At 74.0% G+C, this 17,309-nt stretch carries 15 protein-coding genes; 6 read left to right on the top strand and 9 right to left on the bottom strand.

Annotated features, from left to right (window positions below):
- Positions 1–8 precede the first annotated feature (8 nt).
- The 4 genes from GA0070564_RS02735 to GA0070564_RS02750 form a co-directional block, all read right to left on the bottom strand.
- Positions 9–1,406, bottom strand: coding sequence for a DUF4331 domain-containing protein (locus GA0070564_RS02735; protein WP_091601941.1), 1,398 nt, complete (start codon positions 1,404–1,406; stop codon positions 9–11).
- Between the two features lie 9 nt (positions 1,407–1,415).
- Entirely contained in the window at positions 1,416–1,694 is a 279-nt protein-coding gene (locus tag GA0070564_RS02740; RefSeq protein WP_091601943.1) for a hypothetical protein, read from the bottom strand.
- Between the two features lie 154 nt (positions 1,695–1,848).
- Positions 1,849–4,392, bottom strand: a complete 2,544-nt coding sequence (locus tag GA0070564_RS02745) for a bifunctional FO biosynthesis protein CofGH (protein ID WP_091601946.1) — start codon at positions 4,390–4,392, stop codon at positions 1,849–1,851.
- 126 nt (positions 4,393–4,518) lie between these two features.
- Positions 4,519–5,337: a hypothetical protein gene (locus GA0070564_RS02750; protein ID WP_091601949.1), complete on the bottom strand. Its 819-nt coding sequence runs from the start codon at positions 5,335–5,337 to the stop codon at positions 4,519–4,521.
- A gap of 96 nt (positions 5,338–5,433) precedes the next feature.
- On the opposite strand from GA0070564_RS02750, the gene cofD reads away from it, so the two are divergent.
- A complete protein-coding gene (gene cofD, locus GA0070564_RS02755) occupies positions 5,434–6,381 on the top strand; it encodes a 2-phospho-L-lactate transferase (RefSeq protein WP_091601950.1) in 948 nt (315 codons plus the stop codon).
- The gene (locus GA0070564_RS02760; RefSeq protein WP_091601953.1) at positions 6,378–7,466 is read left to right on the top strand and encodes a coenzyme F420-0:L-glutamate ligase; all 1,089 of its coding nucleotides are present in this window, start codon (positions 6,378–6,380) and stop codon (positions 7,464–7,466) included. Before cofD ends, GA0070564_RS02760 begins: the two co-directional genes overlap by 4 nt.
- An 85-nt stretch (positions 7,467–7,551) precedes the next feature.
- Here GA0070564_RS02760 and GA0070564_RS02765 read toward each other — a convergent pair whose 3' ends face one another.
- On the bottom strand, positions 7,552–8,550 hold the full coding sequence (locus tag GA0070564_RS02765) for an ArsR/SmtB family transcription factor (RefSeq protein ID WP_091601956.1): 999 nt from the start codon (positions 8,548–8,550) through the stop codon (positions 7,552–7,554).
- 385 nt (positions 8,551–8,935) lie between these two features.
- On the opposite strand from GA0070564_RS02765, the gene GA0070564_RS02770 reads away from it, so the two are divergent.
- Positions 8,936–9,490: an NUDIX hydrolase gene (locus tag GA0070564_RS02770; RefSeq protein ID WP_245669838.1), complete on the top strand. Its 555-nt coding sequence runs from the start codon at positions 8,936–8,938 to the stop codon at positions 9,488–9,490.
- Here the strand turns inward: GA0070564_RS02770 and GA0070564_RS02775 are convergent.
- Both GA0070564_RS02775 and GA0070564_RS02780 read right to left on the bottom strand, forming a co-directional pair.
- Positions 9,459–10,547 carry a mannose-1-phosphate guanylyltransferase gene (locus tag GA0070564_RS02775; protein ID WP_091604429.1) on the bottom strand — a complete coding sequence of 363 codons (1,089 nt, stop codon included), beginning with the start codon at positions 10,545–10,547 and terminating at the stop codon, positions 9,459–9,461. The genes GA0070564_RS02770 and GA0070564_RS02775 overlap by 32 nt on opposite strands.
- Positions 10,548–10,600: 53 nt before the next feature.
- A complete protein-coding gene (locus GA0070564_RS02780; RefSeq protein ID WP_091601959.1) occupies positions 10,601–11,746 on the bottom strand; it encodes a glycosyltransferase family 4 protein in 1,146 nt (381 codons plus the stop codon).
- Between the two features lie 156 nt (positions 11,747–11,902).
- Here GA0070564_RS02780 and GA0070564_RS02785 point away from each other — a divergent pair, with 156 nt between their 5' ends.
- Positions 11,903–12,592, top strand: coding sequence for a TIGR03089 family protein (locus GA0070564_RS02785; protein ID WP_091601961.1), 690 nt, complete (start codon positions 11,903–11,905; stop codon positions 12,590–12,592).
- Between the two features lie 47 nt (positions 12,593–12,639).
- Here the strand turns inward: GA0070564_RS02785 and GA0070564_RS02790 are convergent, their stop codons facing one another.
- The gene (locus GA0070564_RS02790) at positions 12,640–14,628 is read right to left on the bottom strand and encodes an acetoacetate--CoA ligase (protein WP_091601964.1); all 1,989 of its coding nucleotides are present in this window, start codon (positions 14,626–14,628) and stop codon (positions 12,640–12,642) included.
- Positions 14,629–14,778: 150 nt separating this feature from the next.
- The gene (locus tag GA0070564_RS02795; RefSeq protein WP_091601966.1) at positions 14,779–15,297 is read right to left on the bottom strand and encodes an acyl-CoA thioesterase; all 519 of its coding nucleotides are present in this window, start codon (positions 15,295–15,297) and stop codon (positions 14,779–14,781) included.
- Between the two features lie 23 nt (positions 15,298–15,320).
- Here GA0070564_RS02795 and GA0070564_RS02800 point away from each other — a divergent pair, with 23 nt between their 5' ends.
- Positions 15,321–15,995, top strand: coding sequence for a hypothetical protein (locus tag GA0070564_RS02800; protein ID WP_091601969.1), 675 nt, complete (start codon positions 15,321–15,323; stop codon positions 15,993–15,995).
- A gap of 241 nt (positions 15,996–16,236) precedes the next feature.
- On the top strand, positions 16,237–17,292 hold the full coding sequence (locus tag GA0070564_RS02805) for a chitinase (protein ID WP_245669792.1): 1,056 nt from the start codon (positions 16,237–16,239) through the stop codon (positions 17,290–17,292).
- Positions 17,293–17,309 lie beyond the last annotated feature (17 nt).

Consider the following 17,309-nt stretch of genomic DNA (forward strand, 5'->3'; position numbering starts at 1 on the left):
CACCCCGATCAGGACTTTGTTGCCGGTGGGTTGCCGAACCCGTCGTACGGCGTACCGAGGAAGGGGAAGTCCCCGAGGAACGGTGCGGTCACGTCGGCGGCGCTCAACCCGGGGGTCACCGCGGCGGCCGCCGCGTCCGGGGTGAACGTCTTGTCGACCAGCGGCACGGTCACCCCGGCGATGGCCCGCAGTGCGATGCTCACCACGTCGTCACCGACCCGGCGGCCGTTCGGGAAGCCGGCCAGGTCGCCGCCGAGCACCCCGAACCGGTCCGGTTTGCGGGTCGGCGGGATGGCGGTGTTCAGCCGCAGCATGTCGGCCTGGAGGTCGCCGGTGCTGTTGGTGAAGCCGTCGATCAGCCCGGCCGGGATGCCGGTGAGCAGGATCGCCGCCAGGTCCGCCCGCGGCTTCTTCGACCTGTTCAACGCCTCCAGCCGGGGGAACACCCCGGGATAGAGCGCCGGCAGCAGGGCGGCCAGCTCCGGATGCTCCACGAAGTGCGCGAACCGCTTGTCCTCCGACGGCGGCAGGGTGTTCCACAGGTCCTTCTTGGACATCGGGACGACGACCTCGTTGAACAGCGGATTCCCCAGCCGGGAGACCTGGGTGAACGGACCCGCGGCGGTGTCCGCCGCCACCCGGTCGCCCAGCACCCGCACCTGCTGTCGGGAGGCGGACGTCCAGACCCCGATCACCGAGGCCCGGTCGGCGGCGGCGTACCGGCTGGCCCGACGGCGCACCCGGCTCAGCGGCACCTGCACCGCGATGCTGTGCACGTTCATCCGGTCCAGCGAGTTGACCGGCTCCCCCTCGGCCCTGAACAGCTTCTTCCCGGCCACGTGCAGCTGCTGGAACGGGCGCAGCGTCCCCAGCTCGAAGACCGCGCCCAGGTCGACGAAGAAGCCGTCCGCGCGCTGCCCGGCGAAGACCTTCTCCCCGGTGGAGAGCCGGTACGTCGCCTGCCGGACCAGCTCGTGGTATTTCGGCGTGGACAACGGCCCGACATTGCACGGCGGGCAGGGCAGTTTGTGCGCCAGCACGTGCTCCCGGCCCTCGGCGATCCGGGTCAGCCGGTAGAACTGGCGGCGGTTCCAGTTCCTGCTGTCCAGCGACTCGATCGGGCCGGTGTTATAGAGAAAACTATTCGGATTGGTGATCTCGGTGGTGAATTCGAAACGATAGGTGACATCCGGGTGCCCGTCTCCGTCGTTGTCGACGTGGATTTCGTATCGGACGTCGTCGCCGAACTCGAAGAAGTTCGGCCCGCCCGACGGCAGCTGCAACGGCACGTAGTTGGCGATCAACGTGACCGAGTCCGGGTGGCCGGGCGTGACGAAGGCGTACAGGTCGGAGCTGTCGGCGACCGGGTCCTTGGCGATCTCCGGGGCCTCACGGTGCGAAGACATGCCGCCCCCTCAACGCCGGCCGGCGGCGCGTCGCAGCCGCTCGGCCAGGTTCCGGTCGCGGACCTGGATCCGGGACGTGCCGACGAAGACGTCCATGGTGCCGGAGGCCGCGTCCCTCAGGTGGACGACGATCGGACCCTCCTGCGCCGCCGACGCCGGGGAGTTCTGCGCGGCCGACAGGCCCGGCACGGTGAGCGCGGCGGCGCCGAGGGTGGCGCTCGCCGCGGCGGTCAACGTCTGCCGGCGGGTCAGCCGCGGCCAGGGCCGCTTCCGCTCTGCACTGGTCATGGGCAACCTTTCCACCGTGGCGCCGCGGCGCCCGCGGGACGACCGGGGCCCGGACGATGCCGCCGGGCCCAGGATGAGGGCTACCGGCAGCGGTCCTCGCCGCGACCGCCACCGGCGACAACGGGTACGGCCGGCGGTGGGAAAAGGTTCGACGTCAGGTGCGGACGTGACCGTACGCGGTCGTCCGCTTGCGGGCCGGTCGTCCGGCCGCCGCCGCGATCGCCCGCAGCTGCTCCTCCGTACGCGCCGACCCGTTGCCCGACCCGGCCATCCGGGAGATCGTCTCCTCCATCAGCGTGCCGCCCAGGTCGTTGCAGCCGCCGTTGAGCATCGCCACCGTGCCGGCGTCGCCGAGCTTCACCCACGAGCACTGGATGTTGTCGATCCGCCCGTGCAGCAGCAGCCGCGCCATCGCGTGCACCACCCGGTTCTCCCGCCAGGTCGGGCCGGGCCGGGCGATGCCGGCCAGGTAGATCGGCGCGTTGGTGTGCACGAACGGCAGCGCCACGAACTCGGTGAACCCGCCGGTACGGTCCTGCACCCCGGCCAGCACCCGGAAGTGCGCCAGCCACTGGCCCGGGTGGTCGACGTGGCCGTACATCATCGTGGAGCTGGACCGGATGCCCAGCTCGTGGGCCGTGCTCACCACCTCGACCCAGGCTGCGGCGGGCAGCTTGCCCTTGGTGAGCACCCAGCGCACGTCGTCGTCGAGGATCTCGGCGGCGGTGCCCGGGATGGTGTCCAGTCCGGCCTCGCGGAGCTGGAGCAGCCACTCCTTCACCGGCACCCCGGCCCGGGCCGCGGCGGTGACGATCTCCATCGGGGAGAAGGCGTGCACGTGCATGCCGGGCACCCGGGCCTTGATCGCCCGGACGATGTCGGCGTAACCGGTGACCGGCATCTTGGGGTCGATCCCGCCCTGGAGGCAGACCTCGCCCGCCCCGGCCGCCCACGCCTCCGCCGCCCGGTCCGCCACCTGGTCCACCGAGAGCCGGTACGCGTCGGCGTCCCGCTCCCGCTGGGCGAAGGCACAGAACCGGCAGCCCACGTAGCAGACGTTGCTGAAGTTGATGTTCCGGTTGACCACGTAGGTGACGTCGTCGCCCACGGTCTCCCGGCGGACGTCGTCGGCGAGCCGGCACAGCTCGTCCAGGGCCGGCCCGTCCGCGCCGAACAGCGCCAGCGCCGCGTCGGCGTGTCGGGGCCCCAGCAGCGCGGCCGGGTCGTCGGCGGCCAGCCGCAGCCCCGCCGCCAGGTCACCACCGGCCACCGCCACCCCGGCGCCCCGGCCGGCCGCCTTGCGGGCCGCCGCCTCGGGGGTGACCTTGCCGGCCACCTCCGACCAGTCACCGTAGACGCTGTCGAAGTCACCGCGCCGGTCGTCGGTGCGGCCCGTGGTGTCGATGGTGGCGTGCAGGTCGACCCGGCCACCGCCGAAGACCTCCTCCGGCTCCTGCCAGGGCCGGCCCTGCGGACGGGCCTCCTCGACCGCCAGCCCGGTCACCGGGTCGGCCAGCGCGCCCACGTGCGGCAGCAGGCGCGGATCGAGCCAGGGATCCCCGGCCCGGACGTACTCCGGGTAGATGGTGAGCCGCTCGCGCAGGGTGAAACCGGCCGCCGCGGTGTGCCGGGCCAGCTCGTCCAGCTGCGGCCAGGGGCGCTCGGGGTTGACGTGGTCCGGGGTCAGCGGCGACACCCCGCCCCAGTCGTCGATGCCGGCCCGCAGCAGCAGCGAGTATTCCCCGGCGATCAGGTTCGGCGGGGCCTGGATCCGGGCCTTCGGGCCGAGCAGCAGCCGGGCCACCGCCACCGTGGCGGCCAGGTCGTGCAGCTCGGCGTCGGGCATGCCGCGCATCGCCGTGTCCGGCTTGGCGCGGAAGTTCTGCACGATCACCTCCTGGAGGTGGCCGTACTCCCGCATGGCCCGGCGGATCGCGAAGAGCGCGTCGACCCGCTCGGCCGGGGTCTCCCCGATGCCGATCAGGATGCCGGTGGTGAACGGCACGCCGACCCGGCCGGCGTCGTCGAGGACCCGCAGCCGCACCGCGGGCTCCTTGTCGGGCGAGCCGAAGTGCGGGCCGCCCGGCTCGGACCAGAGCCGGGTGGCGGTGGTCTCCAGCATCATCCCCATGCTCGGCGCGACCGGCTTGAGCCGGTGCAGCTCCGACCAGGAGAGCACCCCCGGGTTGAGGTGCGGCAGCAGGCCGGTCTCCTCCAGCACCGCCACCGCGCAGGCGCGCAGGTAGTCCAGGGTGGAGTCGTAGCCCCGCTCGTCCAGCCACCGCCGGGCCGCCGGCCAACGCTCCTCCGGCCGGTCACCCAGGGTGAACAGGGCCTCCTTGCAGCCCTGCGCCGCGCCCTCCCGGGCGATGGCCAGGACCTCGTCCTGCTCCAGGTAGGCCGCCGGCAGCCGATGCGGCACGGTGGCGAAGGTGCAGTAGTGGCAGCGGTCCCGGCAGAGCCGGGTCAGCGGGACGAAGACCTTCTTCGAGTACGTCACCACACCCGGCCGGCCGGCGTCGCGCAGGCCGGCGTCGCGGACCTCCCCGGCGAGCCGGAGCAGGTCGTCCAGCTCCGGCCCCCGGGCGGCCAGCAACGCGGCGGCCTCGTCGACGTCGAGCGCCAGCCCCGAGGCGGCCCGGCGCAGGGCCCGGCGCACGCTCGCCTCGGTCGGCCCGGGATCGATGCGGTCAGACATCCGTTCAGCCTAGGCGCTGACCCGGCCGCGGGGAGGGGCCCGGGACCGGGTGTGAGATCCGACCCGTCCAGCGGTCAGCGTCGGGTCAGGGCGGCGTCAGCGCGCGGTCCGGGTCGCCGTCGGGGATCAGCGCGGGTCGTCCCGCCGGAAGGGCTGGGTCCGGTCGCCCTCCTGGCCGGCCGGCGGGGTGCCCGGATCGCCCGGCTGGCGGGGGATGGTCTGGGTCGGGTCCGCCGACGGCGGCTGCCCGAACGGCGGGGCGGGGTGGGCCGGCTGCGGGCCGCCGCCGGGCTGACCCGGGTACGGCTGACCGTACTGCGGGCCGGGCTGGGCCGGAGCGGGCTGGCCGTACTGGCCGGGGGCGTACGGGCCGGCGGGCTGGCCGGGGGCGGGCCAGCCGGTGGGCTGCTGCGGCCAGCCCGGCTGCGGCTGCCCGTACATGCCGGGCTGCGGCTTCGCGCGGGGCACCCGGTAGAGGGTGCTCCACACCTTCCACACCACGAGCGCGCCCACGGCGACCAGGATCAGCCAACCGGCCCGGGTGAGCATGCCGAGCAACGCGTCGAACACCTCGCCCTCGGCCAGCCGGCCCACCAGCCAGATCAGGAAGGTCAGCGCGCCGAGCACGCCGCTGACCGCGTACTCGCCGAGCGCCACCTTCGTGATCAGCGCCGCGTGCGGCAGCACCGGCCGGACGTGCGTGGCCAGCAGCACCGCGAGCAGCGGCAGCAGCGCGGCGTTCAGCCCGACGAGGAGCGAGTACGCGAAGTCGGCCCGGACGGTGACGTCGCCGTACTGGTTCGGCACCAGCAGCCGGAGCAGGCCGACGAAGAGGAACACGGCGTTCGCGCCGAGCAGCGCCAGGGCGGCCGGTTCGCGCAGCGGCTCGGTGAGCCGGCGGGCCGGGGTCGGGTCGGTGGACGCGGACTCGTCGGGGCTGGTCACGAACTCTCCCCCTCGCGTGGGCGGTCGGATGCGACGTGAGCCTAGTCTCCCGGGCCGACGGCGGACCGCCGACGTTCCGTGCGGAAGGATGGAGGCATGCGCATCGTGGTTCTGGCCGGCGGTATCGGGGGCGCCCGGTTCCTGCTCGGCGTCCGGGCGTACGCCCGTGAGGTGGGCGCCGAGGTGACCGCCGTGGTGAACGTCGGCGACGACCTGCTGCTGCACGGCCTGCGGGTCTGCCCCGACCTGGACAGCGTCATGTACACCCTCGGCGGCGGGGCCGACCCCGAGCGGGGCTGGGGCCGGGTCGGCGAGAGCTGGACGGTGAAGGCGGAACTGGCCGCGTACGGCGCCGAGCCGACCTGGTTCGGCCTCGGCGACAAGGACATCGCCACCCACCTGGTCCGCACCACCATGCTCAACGCCGGCTACCCGCTGTCCCAGGTGACCGAGGCGTTGGCCACCCGCTGGCAGCCCGGCGTGAAGATCCTCCCGGCCACCGACGACCGGCTGGAGACCCACGCGGTGGTCGACGGCGAGCAGGGGCAGCGGGCCATCCACTTCCAGGAGTGGTGGGTGCGCTACCGCGCCGACATCCCGACCCACCGGTTCGTCTTCGTCGGCGCGGACGCCGCGAAGCCGGCGCCCGGTGTGCTGGACGCGATCGGGGCGGCCGACCTGGTCCTGATCGCGCCGAGCAACCCGGTGGTGAGCGTCGCGCCGGTGCTCGCCGTACCCGGGCTGCGCGACGCCGTGGCGGGCGGGCCGGCCCCGGTGGTGGGGGTCTCGCCGATCATCGGCGGCGCCCCCGTGCGCGGGATGGCCGACCGCTGCCTCGCCGTGCTCGGCGTGGAGTGCAGCGCGGCCGGGGTGGGCCGGCTCTACGGCGGGCGGCGCGACGGTGGCCTGCTGGACGGCTGGCTGGTCGCGCCGGAGGACGCGGGCGCCGAGGTGCCCGGGGTGACGGTCGGTGCGGCGCCGCTGCGGATGACCGACGAGACGGCGACCGCGGCGATGGTCCGGTCCGCGTTGGAGCTGGTGTGAGGCTGGAGATCCTGCCGGTGCTGGGCATCGGCGACGTGACCGAGGGCGACGACCTGGCAGCCCTGATCGCCGCCGCCGCGCCGTGGCTGCGCGACGGCGACGTGCTGGTGGTCACCAGCAAGATCGTCTCGAAGGCGGAGGGTCGCCTGGTGGACGTGCCGGCCGACGGTCCGGAGCGGCTCGCCGCCCGGGACGAGGTGCTGGCCGCCGAGACGGCCCGGGTGGTGGCCACCCGTGGGGCGACCCGGATCGTGCAGACCCACCACGGTTTCGTGATGGCCTCGGCCGGCATCGACGCCTCCAACGTCGACCCGACCCGCCTGGTGCTGCTCCCCAAGGACCCGGACGCCTCGGCCCGCGCGCTGCGCGCGGCCCTGCACGAGCGCCACGGCGTGGACATGGCCGTCATCATCAGCGACACGATGGGCCGGCCGTGGCGCAACGGCCTCACCGACGTCGCGCTCGGCGTCGCCGGGATGGCCGCCGTGCGCGACCATCGGGGCGAGGTCGACCCGTACGGCAACGAGCTCCAGCTGACCCAGATGGCGGTGGTGGACGAACTGGCCGGCGCCGGCGAGCTGATCAAGGGCAAGCGGGACCAGGTCCCCGTCGCCGTGGTGCGCGGCTATCTCGGGGTGGCCCCGCCGGACGACGGCGCCGGGGCGGCCGCGCTGATCCGGGAGAGCGCGCTGGACCTCTTCTCGCTGGGCACGGCCGAGGCCCGGGCGGCCGGGCTGCGGGCCGCCGCCACCCTGCCCGACCGGCTCGGCGCCGTCGAGGCGGACCCGGCCGCGGTCCGGCGGGCGATCGACGCGGTGGCCGGGGTCGTCGCGCCGGGCACCGCCTTCACCCACGTCACCGACGCCGAGGTACGCGCCGGCATGACCGCCACCGTGCCGGACTGGCCGGCCTCGGCGACCGGGCTGATCCTCGGCGCGGCGCCCACCCCGGTCGACCGCCCCGACCTGGTCCGCTTCGGCGCCGACCTGCAACGGCTGCGCACCGCCCTGGCCGCCGAGGGCGTGTCCTCCACCCTGCTGCCCCCGCCCGCCGGCACCACCGCAGTGGCCTCGCTGGCCCTCTGAGCGCGGCCGGCACCACCGGCCGCGCCCGGTCGCCGCGCGCCACCGGGTCGCCCGGCAGATGGCGGGATCCTGGGGTGCACCCTCCTCAGGAGTGCAGCATGGCGCGCCCCAGCGGGGTCAGCGTGTGCAGGACCGTGTTGCGGTCCCGGCTGCTGACCAGCAGTCCCGCGTTGCGCAGCACGGCGGTGTGCTGGCTCGCCGCGGCCGGGGAGATCCGCAGCCGGCGGGCGACCTCCCCGGTGGTGCAGCCGTCCGCGCTGGCCGCCAGCACCTCGGCCCGGGTCCGCCCGAGCAGCGCGGCCAGCGCGGTCCGCTCCGCGCCGGAGACCACCGGGTCGGGCCGACCGTCGGTACGGGGCAGGCCGCCCAGCCGGTCCACCGGGTAGACCAGCACCGGGGGCAGCGTCGGGTCGAGCAGGGCGACCGGGGTCGGCGCGCAGAAGAAGGCCGGCACCAGCAGCAGGCCCCGCCCGTCGAGGTGCAACTCGCGGTCGCTCGGGTAGCCGGGCACGGAGAGCACGCCGTCCTCCCAGCGCACCGCCGGCCGGAGGCTCTCCAGCAGTCCCTCGACGCCGCCGTCCAGCAGGGCCCGGGCCCGACGTTTCCGGTCGGCCTCGACCGCGGCCTCGATCCGGGCCCAGTAGGGCGCCAGTGCCCGGGCCCGGTAGTGGGTCATCGAGTCGGTGAGGTGGCGCAGCACGTCGGGCTCCCCGTCGGCGAGCGCGGTGGCCGACGAGGGCAGGGCTGCACCGGCGGCGACCAGGGTCAACTCCCGGCGCAACCGGGGCACGGGGGTCGACCGCAGCGCCTCCAGCCCCGCTTCGAAGCCGCCGCGGCTCTCGTACGGGGTGAGGAAGTCCGGGAAGTAGCCGCGAGGCGGGTTCAACGCCAGCAGCAGGCGCGGCCGGTGGGTGACCTCCCGGCGCAACGTGCGCGCCACACCGCCCCGCCACGCCGACAACAGCGGGTCGCGGGCGTCGCCGGACAGCACGTGCAGGCTGAGGACGGTCTCCCAGACCGCGTCCGCGGCCGGGGCCACCCGGGTCCGGAGAATGTCCTCAGCGGTGAAGTAGATCTTCAGCATCGGAGCGCTCCCGGGCGGGCCGAGGGGGTGCCCGCCACGTGCCGACTCTACCCGGAACGGCACTTCTCACCGTCTTTAAGCGTCAGCTGAAAGTCCTCGACGGTGCCGTTCCCACCCCGGCATGCTTCTCCTTGCCCGACATCGGCACCGTCGCGTACGGGGTCGGGCGCCCGGGGGGGCGGGACGACCGGGTGGCACCACGAGGGTCTGCGGCCGTCAGTCCGCAGAAGGTGTCACCCGGCGCCCACCGGCGTCGAGAGTCCGGAGCCCACCGCCACGCTCGTAGAGTGTCGGGGTGCCCGAGACCCACCCAGCCACGGTCCCCCAGCCCTTCCCGGCCGCGCCGCAGCCCGGCGCCGCGTCGCACCGCACCGCCGTCGACGCGCTGCACGCCGACGCCACCGCGCTGCTCACGGGCTGGACACCGACCAGCCCGAGCGCCGCACAGGCCCGGGACCGCACCCTGCGTCTGCTCGAGGCCGGCCCGGCCGCGACGAGTCGCGCCCACCGGGCCGGCCACCTCACCGCCAGCGCCCTCGTCCTCGACGCCACCGGCTCCCGGGTGCTGCTCTGCCTGCACGGCAAGCTCCGCCGCTGGGTGCAGCTCGGCGGCCACTGCGAGCCCGGCGACCGTACGCTGGCGGGCGCGGCGCTGCGCGAGGCGAGCGAGGAGTCCGGCATCGCCGGCCTGCGCATCGACCCCGTCCCGATCGACGTGGACGTCCACCCGGTCGCCTGCGGCGGAGAGTCCCTGCACCACGACGTACGCTTCGCCGTCCTGGCCCCGGCCGGCGCGGTGGAGCAGGTCAGCGACGAGTCCGAGGCGCTGGGCTGGTTCCCGCCGGACGCCCTGCCCGAACCGCTGGCCGGCGGGACCGCCCGCCTCGTCGCGCCCGGGCTGGCGGCGCTCAGACGTAGCCCTCTTCGCCCCGCTCCTTGAGCTCGTCGACCAGCTGCTTGACGTCCTGCGCCCGGTCCCGGGGGCAGACCAGCACGGCGTCCGGGGTGTCGACCACGATCAGGTCGTGCACCCCGAGGACGGCCACCAGCCGACCCGACTGCGGCACCACCACCAGCCCGGAGGTGTCCCGCAGCAGCACGTCGGGCTTCGCCCCGCCGAGCACCACGTTCCCCGCCGGGTCGGCCGGGAGGACGTCGCCCAGGGTGTGGAAGTCACCCACGTCGTTCCAGCCGAAGTCGCCCGGCACGGTGGCCACCCGGCCGGCCTGCGCCGCGCCCTCCATCACCGCGTAGTCCACCGAGATCTTCGGCAGGGTCGGCCACACCGTGCCCAGCACGTCGTCCTGGTCGTCGGTGCCCCAGGCCGCCGCGATAGCGGTGATCCCGGCGTGCAGGGCCGGCTGCTGCCGGGCCAGCTCGGCGAGGAAGACGTCGACCCGCCAGACGAACATGCTGGCGTTCCAGAGGTGCCGGCCGGACCGGACGTACGCCTCGGCGACCTCGGCCGCCGGCTTCTCCTTGAACTCGGTCACCGACCGCAGTGGACCGTCGCCGGTCGGCTCGCCGGTCTCCAGGTAGCCGTAGCCGGTCTCGGGTCGGGTCGGCGTGATGCCCACCGTCATCAGCAGCCCCTGCTCGGCGCCGCGCACCGCCTCCCGCACGGTCGCCACCCAGCGTTGCGGGTCGCCGATCAGGTGGTCGGCGGCGAACGAGCCCATCACCGCGTCCGGCTCACGCAGCGCGATCACCGCCGCGGCCAACGCGATCGCGGCGCAGGAGTCCCGCGGCGAGGGCTCGACGAGGATGTTCTCCTCGGGCAGGCCGGTCAACTGGCGGGCCACCGCCGCGACGTGCGCGGCACCGGTGACCACCAGCGTGCGATCCGGGCCGGTCAGCGGCGCCAACCGCTCGACCGTGGCCTGCAGCAGGGACGCGCTGGTGCCGGTGAGCGGGTGGAGGAACTTGGGGTGGCCGGCACGGGACAGCGGCCACAACCTCGTGCCACTGCCACCCGCCGGAATGACGGCGTAGAGCATCAGCACATCATGCCCGACCCGTACCAGCGCGGACGGGGGCTCACCCGAGGCGGTCAGGAACGGGCCCGGCTCCAGGCCGCGATGTGCACCTCCGCGCTCGACTCCCAGGTGAACTCCTTGGCCCGGGCGAAACCGGCCTCGGCCAGGGTCAGCCGGCGGGCCTCGTCGTCGAGCAGCGCGGCCAGGTCGGTCGCGATCTGGTCCGGGTCCTCGCTGGTGTACGCGACGGCGTCGCCGCCCACCTCGGGCAGGGAGAGCCGGGGGGTGGTGAGCACCGGCGCGGCGCAGGCCATCGCCTCCAGGATCGGCAGGCCGAAGCCCTCGCCGTACGACGGGTAGGCGGCGACCAGCGCCCCGCCGAGGAAGCCCGGCAGGTCGGCGTAACGCAGGTAGCCGGGGCGCAGCAGCCGCAGGTGCGACGGGACCTCGGCGACCGCGCGGTCGATGTCGTCGTCGTGCCCCTGACCGCCCGCGATCACCAGGGCCGGCGGGTCCTCCCGGTCGGCCACCGCGCGGACCCAGCCGCGGATCAGGTTGGGCACGTTCTTGCGCGGCTCCTTGGCCCCGAGGAAGGCGATGTAGCTGCCCGAACCGAGGCCCAGCCGGGCGCGTACCCGCGCCTTCTCCTCCTCGCCGGGGGCGTGGAAGGCGGCGTGGTCGACGCCGTGGTACGCCACGTCGATCTTGGTGGGGTCGGCGTCCAGCAGCCGGATCAGCTCGTCCCGGGTGGCCTTGCTCGGCACGATCACCCGGTCGGCCCGGCGCAGCGAGGTCTTGATCGCGCTGCGGAAGAACGTCCGGCGGGACTTGTCGTAGTGCTCCGGCTCGGTGAAGAAGGTCGCATCGTGCACGGTCACCGTGACCGGGCAGCCGGCCCGCAGCGGGCAGGTGTAGAAGGGCGAGTGCAGCACCTCGGCGCCGACCTGCTGGGCCAGCAGCGGCAGGCCGGTCTGCTCCCACGCCAGCCGGGCCGGGCGGTGGGCGACCGCCGCCGGCGCCGGGATGACCTCGGCGCCCGGCAGCATCCGGGTGTAGCGCTCCAGGTCGGTGCGGAGACTGACCACGGCGAGGTCGAGCCCCTCGCCGCACACCTTGCCGAGGGCGCCGAGCAGGCCGTCGACGTACCTACCGACGCCGCCACGGTCGGCGGGGACACTCGTGGCGTCGATGAGAACGCGGGGCGGGCGACCGGCGGTCACGGGGCGACTCCTTGGGGGAAACGGCGGGTCTGTGGGAAAGAACACTCCGGGGCAAGCCTACGCCGGAGCCCGGTCCGGACGCTGACTGCGACCCGACGGTACGCCGACTTGTCGTCGCCATCGAGTACGGCCGCCGGGGGCGTATCGTTCGCGCCGATGGCCGACAACATTGCCCGGGTCTTCGCCGACGCCCTCGCGACAGACCCGACCCGACCGCTGCTGACCTGGTACGACGACGCCACCGGCGAACGCACCGAACTCTCCGGCGCGACGTTGGGCAACTGGGTGGCCAAGACGGCCAACCTGCTCGTCGACGAGCACGCCGTCGCCCCCGGCGACCCGGCCGCGGTGCTGCTGCCGCCGCACTGGCAGACCGCCGCGGTGCTGCTGGGCTGCTGGTCGGCGAAGCTGACCGTGCTCGACACGCCGGGCGACGTGGAGGTGCTCTTCGCCGCGGTGGGCCGGGTCGACGAGGCGGCGGCATGGTCGGCCGGCGAGCGGTACGCCCTCGCCCTGGACCCGTTCGCGTTGCCGATGCGGCAGGTGCCGCCCGGCTTCGCCGACTTCGTCTCCACCGTCCGCGGGCACGGCGACCACTTCACGCCGTACCCGGGAGGTGGTGCGGGGGACGCGGCGCTGCTGGCCCGCGCGCAGGCCCGCGCCGCGGAGCTGGGCCTGGCCCCGGGCGACCGGGTCCTGGTCGACACCCGCGCTCACCCCGACCCGGTCGACTGGCTGCTGGCCCCGCTGATCGCCCGCGCCAGCGCGGTGCTCTGCGGCAACCTCGACCCCGCCCGGGTCGGCTCCCGCGCGGCGACCGAGAAGGCCACCCACCAGCTGGTGTGAGCGCGGCAGGGGCCCCCTCGACGAGGAGCCCCCGCGACCGTCGGGCGTCAGGCCGACGCCGGGGAGTCCGACTCGGCGCGACGCTGGGCGAAGGTGGCGAACGCCGTGAGCGACTCGGGGTTGACCAGCGCGCCCTTGGCTGCGGCGCTCTCCACCGGGGTGCCGGTGAGGATCTTCTTGACCGGCACCTCCAGCTTCTTCGCGCTCAGCGTGCGCGGCACCGCCCGCACCTGGTGGATCTCGTCCGGGATGTGCCGCGGCGACAGGGCGGTCCGCAGCTCCCGGCAGATCTTGCGCCGCAGCGCGTCGTCCAGCTCCAGCCCGTCGGCGAGGACCACGAAGAGCAGCAGCTCACCGGCGCCGCCCTCGTCGTCCTCCAGGTGCACCACCACCGAGTCGACGACCTCGTCCAGCCCCTCCACCACCGAGTAGAACTCGGCGGTGCCCAGCCGGACGCCGCCCCGGTTCAGGGTGGCGTCGGAGCGGCCGGTGATCACGCAGCCGCCCCGGGAGTTGATGGTGATCCAGTCGCCGTGCCGCCACACCCCCGGATAGACCTCGAAGTAGGCCTCCCGGTAGCGCCGGCCGTCCGGGTCGTTCCAGAACCCGACCGGCATGCTCGGCATCGGCTCGGTGATCACCAGCTCGCCGAGCTCACCGATGACCGGCGTGCCGTCGGCCGAGCGGGCCTCCACCTTCGCCCCGAGCGCCCGGCAGGTGATCTCCCCGGCGTGCACCGGCAGCAGCGGCACCCCACCGACGAAGCCGGTGCAGACGTCCGTGCCGCCGGAGAGGGACTGGAGCTGGAGGTCGGCGCCGACGTTCTCGTACACCCAGGTGAAGCCCTCGGCGGGCAGCGGCGCGCCGGTCGAGCCCACCCCGCGCAGCGCGGACAGGTCGGCGATCTCCGCGGGGACCAGGCCGGCCTTGCGGCAGGCCAGCAGGAACGGCGCCGAGGTGCCGAAGTACGTGGTGCCGGTCTCGGCCGCCAACCGCCACAGCGCGCCCAGGTCCGGGTGGCCCGGGTTGCCGTCGAAGAGCACGATCGCCGCACCCACCGCCGGCCCGGAGACCAGGAAGTTCCACATCATCCAGCCGGTGGTGGTGAACCAGAAGAACCGGTCCGCCGGGCCCAGGTCGTGGTGCAGGGCCAGCATCTTCAGGTGCTCCAGCAGGATGCCGCCGTGGCCGTGCACGATCGGCTTCGGCAGCCCGGTGGTGCCGGAGGAGTAGAGCACGTAGAGCGGGTGGTCGAACGGCACCGGCGTGAAGGTCAGCGGCTCGTCGGTCGCGGCGGCCAGTTCGTCCCAGGAGATCGCGCCCTCGGGGGCCGCGGCGGCCGGGTCGAGGTAGCCGACGGAGACCGTGTGCGCCAGCGACGGCAGCGCCCCCCGGATCGCCTCGACCTCACCCCGGCGGTCCACCGGCTTGTCGCCGTACCGGTAGCCGTCCACGGCCACCAGCACCTTCGGCTCGATCTGCTGCCAGCGGTCGGTGACGCTGCGGGTGCCGAACTCCGGCGCGCAGGAGGAGAAGACCGCGCCCAGGCTCGCCGTGGCGAGGAGCAGGACGTAGGTCTCCGGGATGTTCGGCGCGTACGCCGCCACCCGGTCGCCCGCGCCGACACCGAGCCGGCGCAGCCCGGCCGCCACCCGACGGACCCGGTCGCGCAGCTCGCCGGCGGTCAGCGTCTGCGGCGCGCGGGTCTGCCCGTACGCGACCACCACCGGGTCGTCGTCGCCCCGGCCCGGCATCCGCAGCACGTTCTCCGCGTAGTTGAGCGTGGCGCCGGGGAACCAGCGGGTGCCCGGCATCTCCCGGCCGGCGAGGGTCGCCGTGGGCGGGGTGTGCGCGACCACCCCGAAGTAGTCCCAGATCGACCGCCAGAAGCCGTCCAGATCGGTCACCGACCACTGCCACAGCGCGTCGTAGTCGGCGAACTCCAGCCCGCGGTGCTCGGCCAGCCAGCGCAGGTAGTCGCCGATCCGGGACCGCTGGCGTACGTCCGCCGGCGGCGTCCACAGCACGTCACCCACTGATCCACCCTCCCCTGGCCCGCGCACGACACTGTGAAATGGGCCGTGGCGCCATCTTGCCCTACCTCGAAGCGTCATTCTCCGCAGCCGGGGTGGGTGGCGGGGCGTGGCCGCCCCACACCCCGCGGCCCCACCACGTGTGGGAACGCCTCAGCCGGCGCGGTGGGCCTGGATCGCGCGGCGCCTGGCCAGCCGGTGGGCGCGGCGGATCTCCGCCTCCCGGCAGCGGCGCTCGTCCTCCGGGGTCTCCGGCAGCACCGGCCGGACCGCGCGCGGCGCCCCGCCCACGTCCACACCCACGAAGACCAGGTACGCGGTGGCCACCCGGACCGGCTCGTCCTCGGCCGAGTCCCAGCGCTCGGCGACCACCCGGACGCCCACCTCCATCGAGGTGGTGCCGGTCCAGTTCACCTGGGCGTGCGCGTGCACCAGGTCACCGACCCGGACCGGCTCCGAGAAGACGATCTCGTCGATCGACGCGGTGACCGCCGTACCGCCGCTGTGCCGGGCCGCCGCGGCTCCGGCCACGTCGTCGACGAACTTCATCAACACCCCACCGTGCACGGTTCCGTACAGGTTGACGTCAACAGCGGTCATGATCCGGCTGAGCGTGACGCGGGAGTACGACGTCGGCTTGCCGGGCGGAGCGGCGGAGGGGTGCTCGGTCATGGGGAAAACGGTACGGTGCGCGGATGCGACATCTCTGGAGCTTCCTCGCCGGGCTGGTGGTGGCGCCGCTCACGTGGGTGCTGATCACCCTCGGACAGGACGGGTCGAGTCACACCATCACCCGTTGGGCGGAGATCGGCACGTTCAACACCGCCAATCTCATCGAGCCCGCCGTGTACCTCGGCGTCGCCGGCATCCTGCTCGGGCTGGTCGGCAGCCTGCGGATCTCCCCGCTCGGGCCGATCGTCGCCGGACTGCTGCTGGTCACCCCGTACGTCGGGATGTTCGTCGCGCCCTTCACCGTGCGTGACCGCATCCCCGAGGGCTGGAAGGTCCTCGGCGATCCACTGCCGCTGCGGCTGCCGGTGGAGAACGGCACCCTGTTCCTGATCGGGGTCCTGCTGCTGCTGGCGGCGTTCAGTGGCCAGCGGTGGCGGCAGTGGCCGCGTCCGGCGGCCGAGGCGGAGCTGACCTCGGCCCCCGTGGACGAGCCGATCGAGAACACCTTCACGCTGAGCGACTGGCCGCCGGCCGGCGAACGGAGCGAGCGGGACACGGCCCCGCTGACCCTCGGCTATCCCGATCCGACACCCACCGAACCGCTGGAACCGCTGCCCCGCCGCACCGGCGGCGAGTCGCCGTGGAGCGCGCCCCCGCGCGGCCAGCAGCGCGCGGAGGGTGGCACCGAGTACCGCTGAGTTCCCGACCGGAGACGACCGGGGACGTCCCGGGTGGGGCGGAGCTGACCACCACCCGGGATGTCCTCCCGACCTTCGTCTACTTCTTGAAACAAACCTTATAAATATTGATGAATGCCGGTACGGTGTTGGTCTGAGCTGGCCGCACCGATGGGAAACCGCCATGACATCTCCGACCAACGGCCGCCCACGACTCCGGACCTGGGCCGCACTGGCCGTCCTGGCCACGACGTGCGGTGTGGTGACCGCGACGGGGCAGCCGGCCTCGGCCGCCGCCACCGGTCCGATCACCGGGCTGGCCGGCAAGTGCATCGGCGCCGCGGGCGGCAGGACCGCCAACGGCACGGCGATCGACCTGTACTCGTGCGTCGGCGACCCCACCCAGCAGTGGACGCTCCCGGGCGACGGCACCATCCGCACCGCCGGGAAGTGCATGGACGTGGCGGGCGCCGGGACCACGGACGGGACGAAGGTCCAGTTGTGGGACTGCAACGGCACGTCCGCGCAGCAGTGGGTCCACACCGGCAGCCGGGACCTGGTGAATCCGCACGCCAACAAGTGCCTCGACCTCACCGGGGCGTCGTCGGCGGACCTCACCGTGACCCAGATCTGGACCTGCACCGGCGGCGCCAACCAGAAGTGGAACGTCCCCGGCGGCAGCACCCCGCCCGCGCCCGGGGGCTTCGTGGTGAGCGAGACGCAGTTCAACCAGATGTTCCCCAACCGCAACGGGTTCTACAGCTACAGCGGGCTGGTGGCGGCGATGAGCGCGTACCCGCAGTTCACCACGAGCGGCAGCGACACCGTACGCCGGCAGGAGGCGGCCGCGTTCCTGGCCAACGTCAACCACGAGACCGGCGGCCTGATGTACGTCGTCGAGCTGAACACCGCCAACTACCCGAACTACTGCGACTGGGGCCAGCCGTACGGGTGCCCGGCCGGACAGGCCGCCTACTACGGGCGTGGTCCGCTCCAGCTGTCGTGGAACTTCAACTACAAGGCCGCCGGCGACGCCCTGGGCCTCAACCTGCTGGGCAACCCCTGGCTGGTGCAGAACGACAGCGCCGTGGCGTGGAAGACCGGCCTGTGGTTCTGGATGACCTCGACCGGCGCGGGTCGGATGACCGGCCACGACGCGATGGTCAACAGCGCCGGGTTCGGCGAGACCATCCGCACCATCAACGGCAGCCTCGAGTGCAACGGCGCCAACCCGGGCCAGGTCCAGAGCCGGGTCGACGCCTACCAGCGGTTCACCCAGATCCTCGGGGTCCCCGCCGGCGGCAACCTGTACTGCTGACGCCGCACCTGGCGTGG

Source organism: Micromonospora mirobrigensis (genome assembly GCF_900091555.1).
Lineage (GTDB): Bacteria > Actinomycetota > Actinomycetes > Mycobacteriales > Micromonosporaceae > Micromonospora > Micromonospora mirobrigensis.

Coding starts and splice junctions, on each gene's coding strand:
- GA0070564_RS02800 (WP_091601969.1), top strand. CDS start 15,321: ATGCGACATCTCTGGAGCTTCCTCGCCGGGCTGGTGGTGGCGCCGCTC.
- GA0070564_RS02745 (WP_091601946.1), bottom strand. CDS start 4,392: ATGTCTGACCGCATCGATCCCGGGCCGACCGAGGCGAGCGTGCGCCGG.
- GA0070564_RS02775 (WP_091604429.1), bottom strand. CDS start 10,547: ATGCTCTACGCCGTCATTCCGGCGGGTGGCAGTGGCACGAGGTTGTGG.
- GA0070564_RS02795 (WP_091601966.1), bottom strand. CDS start 15,297: ATGACCGAGCACCCCTCCGCCGCTCCGCCCGGCAAGCCGACGTCGTAC.
- GA0070564_RS02765 (WP_091601956.1), bottom strand. CDS start 8,550: ATGCTGAAGATCTACTTCACCGCTGAGGACATTCTCCGGACCCGGGTG.
- GA0070564_RS02735 (WP_091601941.1), bottom strand. CDS start 1,406: ATGTCTTCGCACCGTGAGGCCCCGGAGATCGCCAAGGACCCGGTCGCC.
- GA0070564_RS02740 (WP_091601943.1), bottom strand. CDS start 1,694: ATGACCAGTGCAGAGCGGAAGCGGCCCTGGCCGCGGCTGACCCGCCGG.
- cofD (WP_091601950.1), top strand. CDS start 5,434: ATGCGCATCGTGGTTCTGGCCGGCGGTATCGGGGGCGCCCGGTTCCTG.
- GA0070564_RS02785 (WP_091601961.1), top strand. CDS start 11,903: ATGGCCGACAACATTGCCCGGGTCTTCGCCGACGCCCTCGCGACAGAC.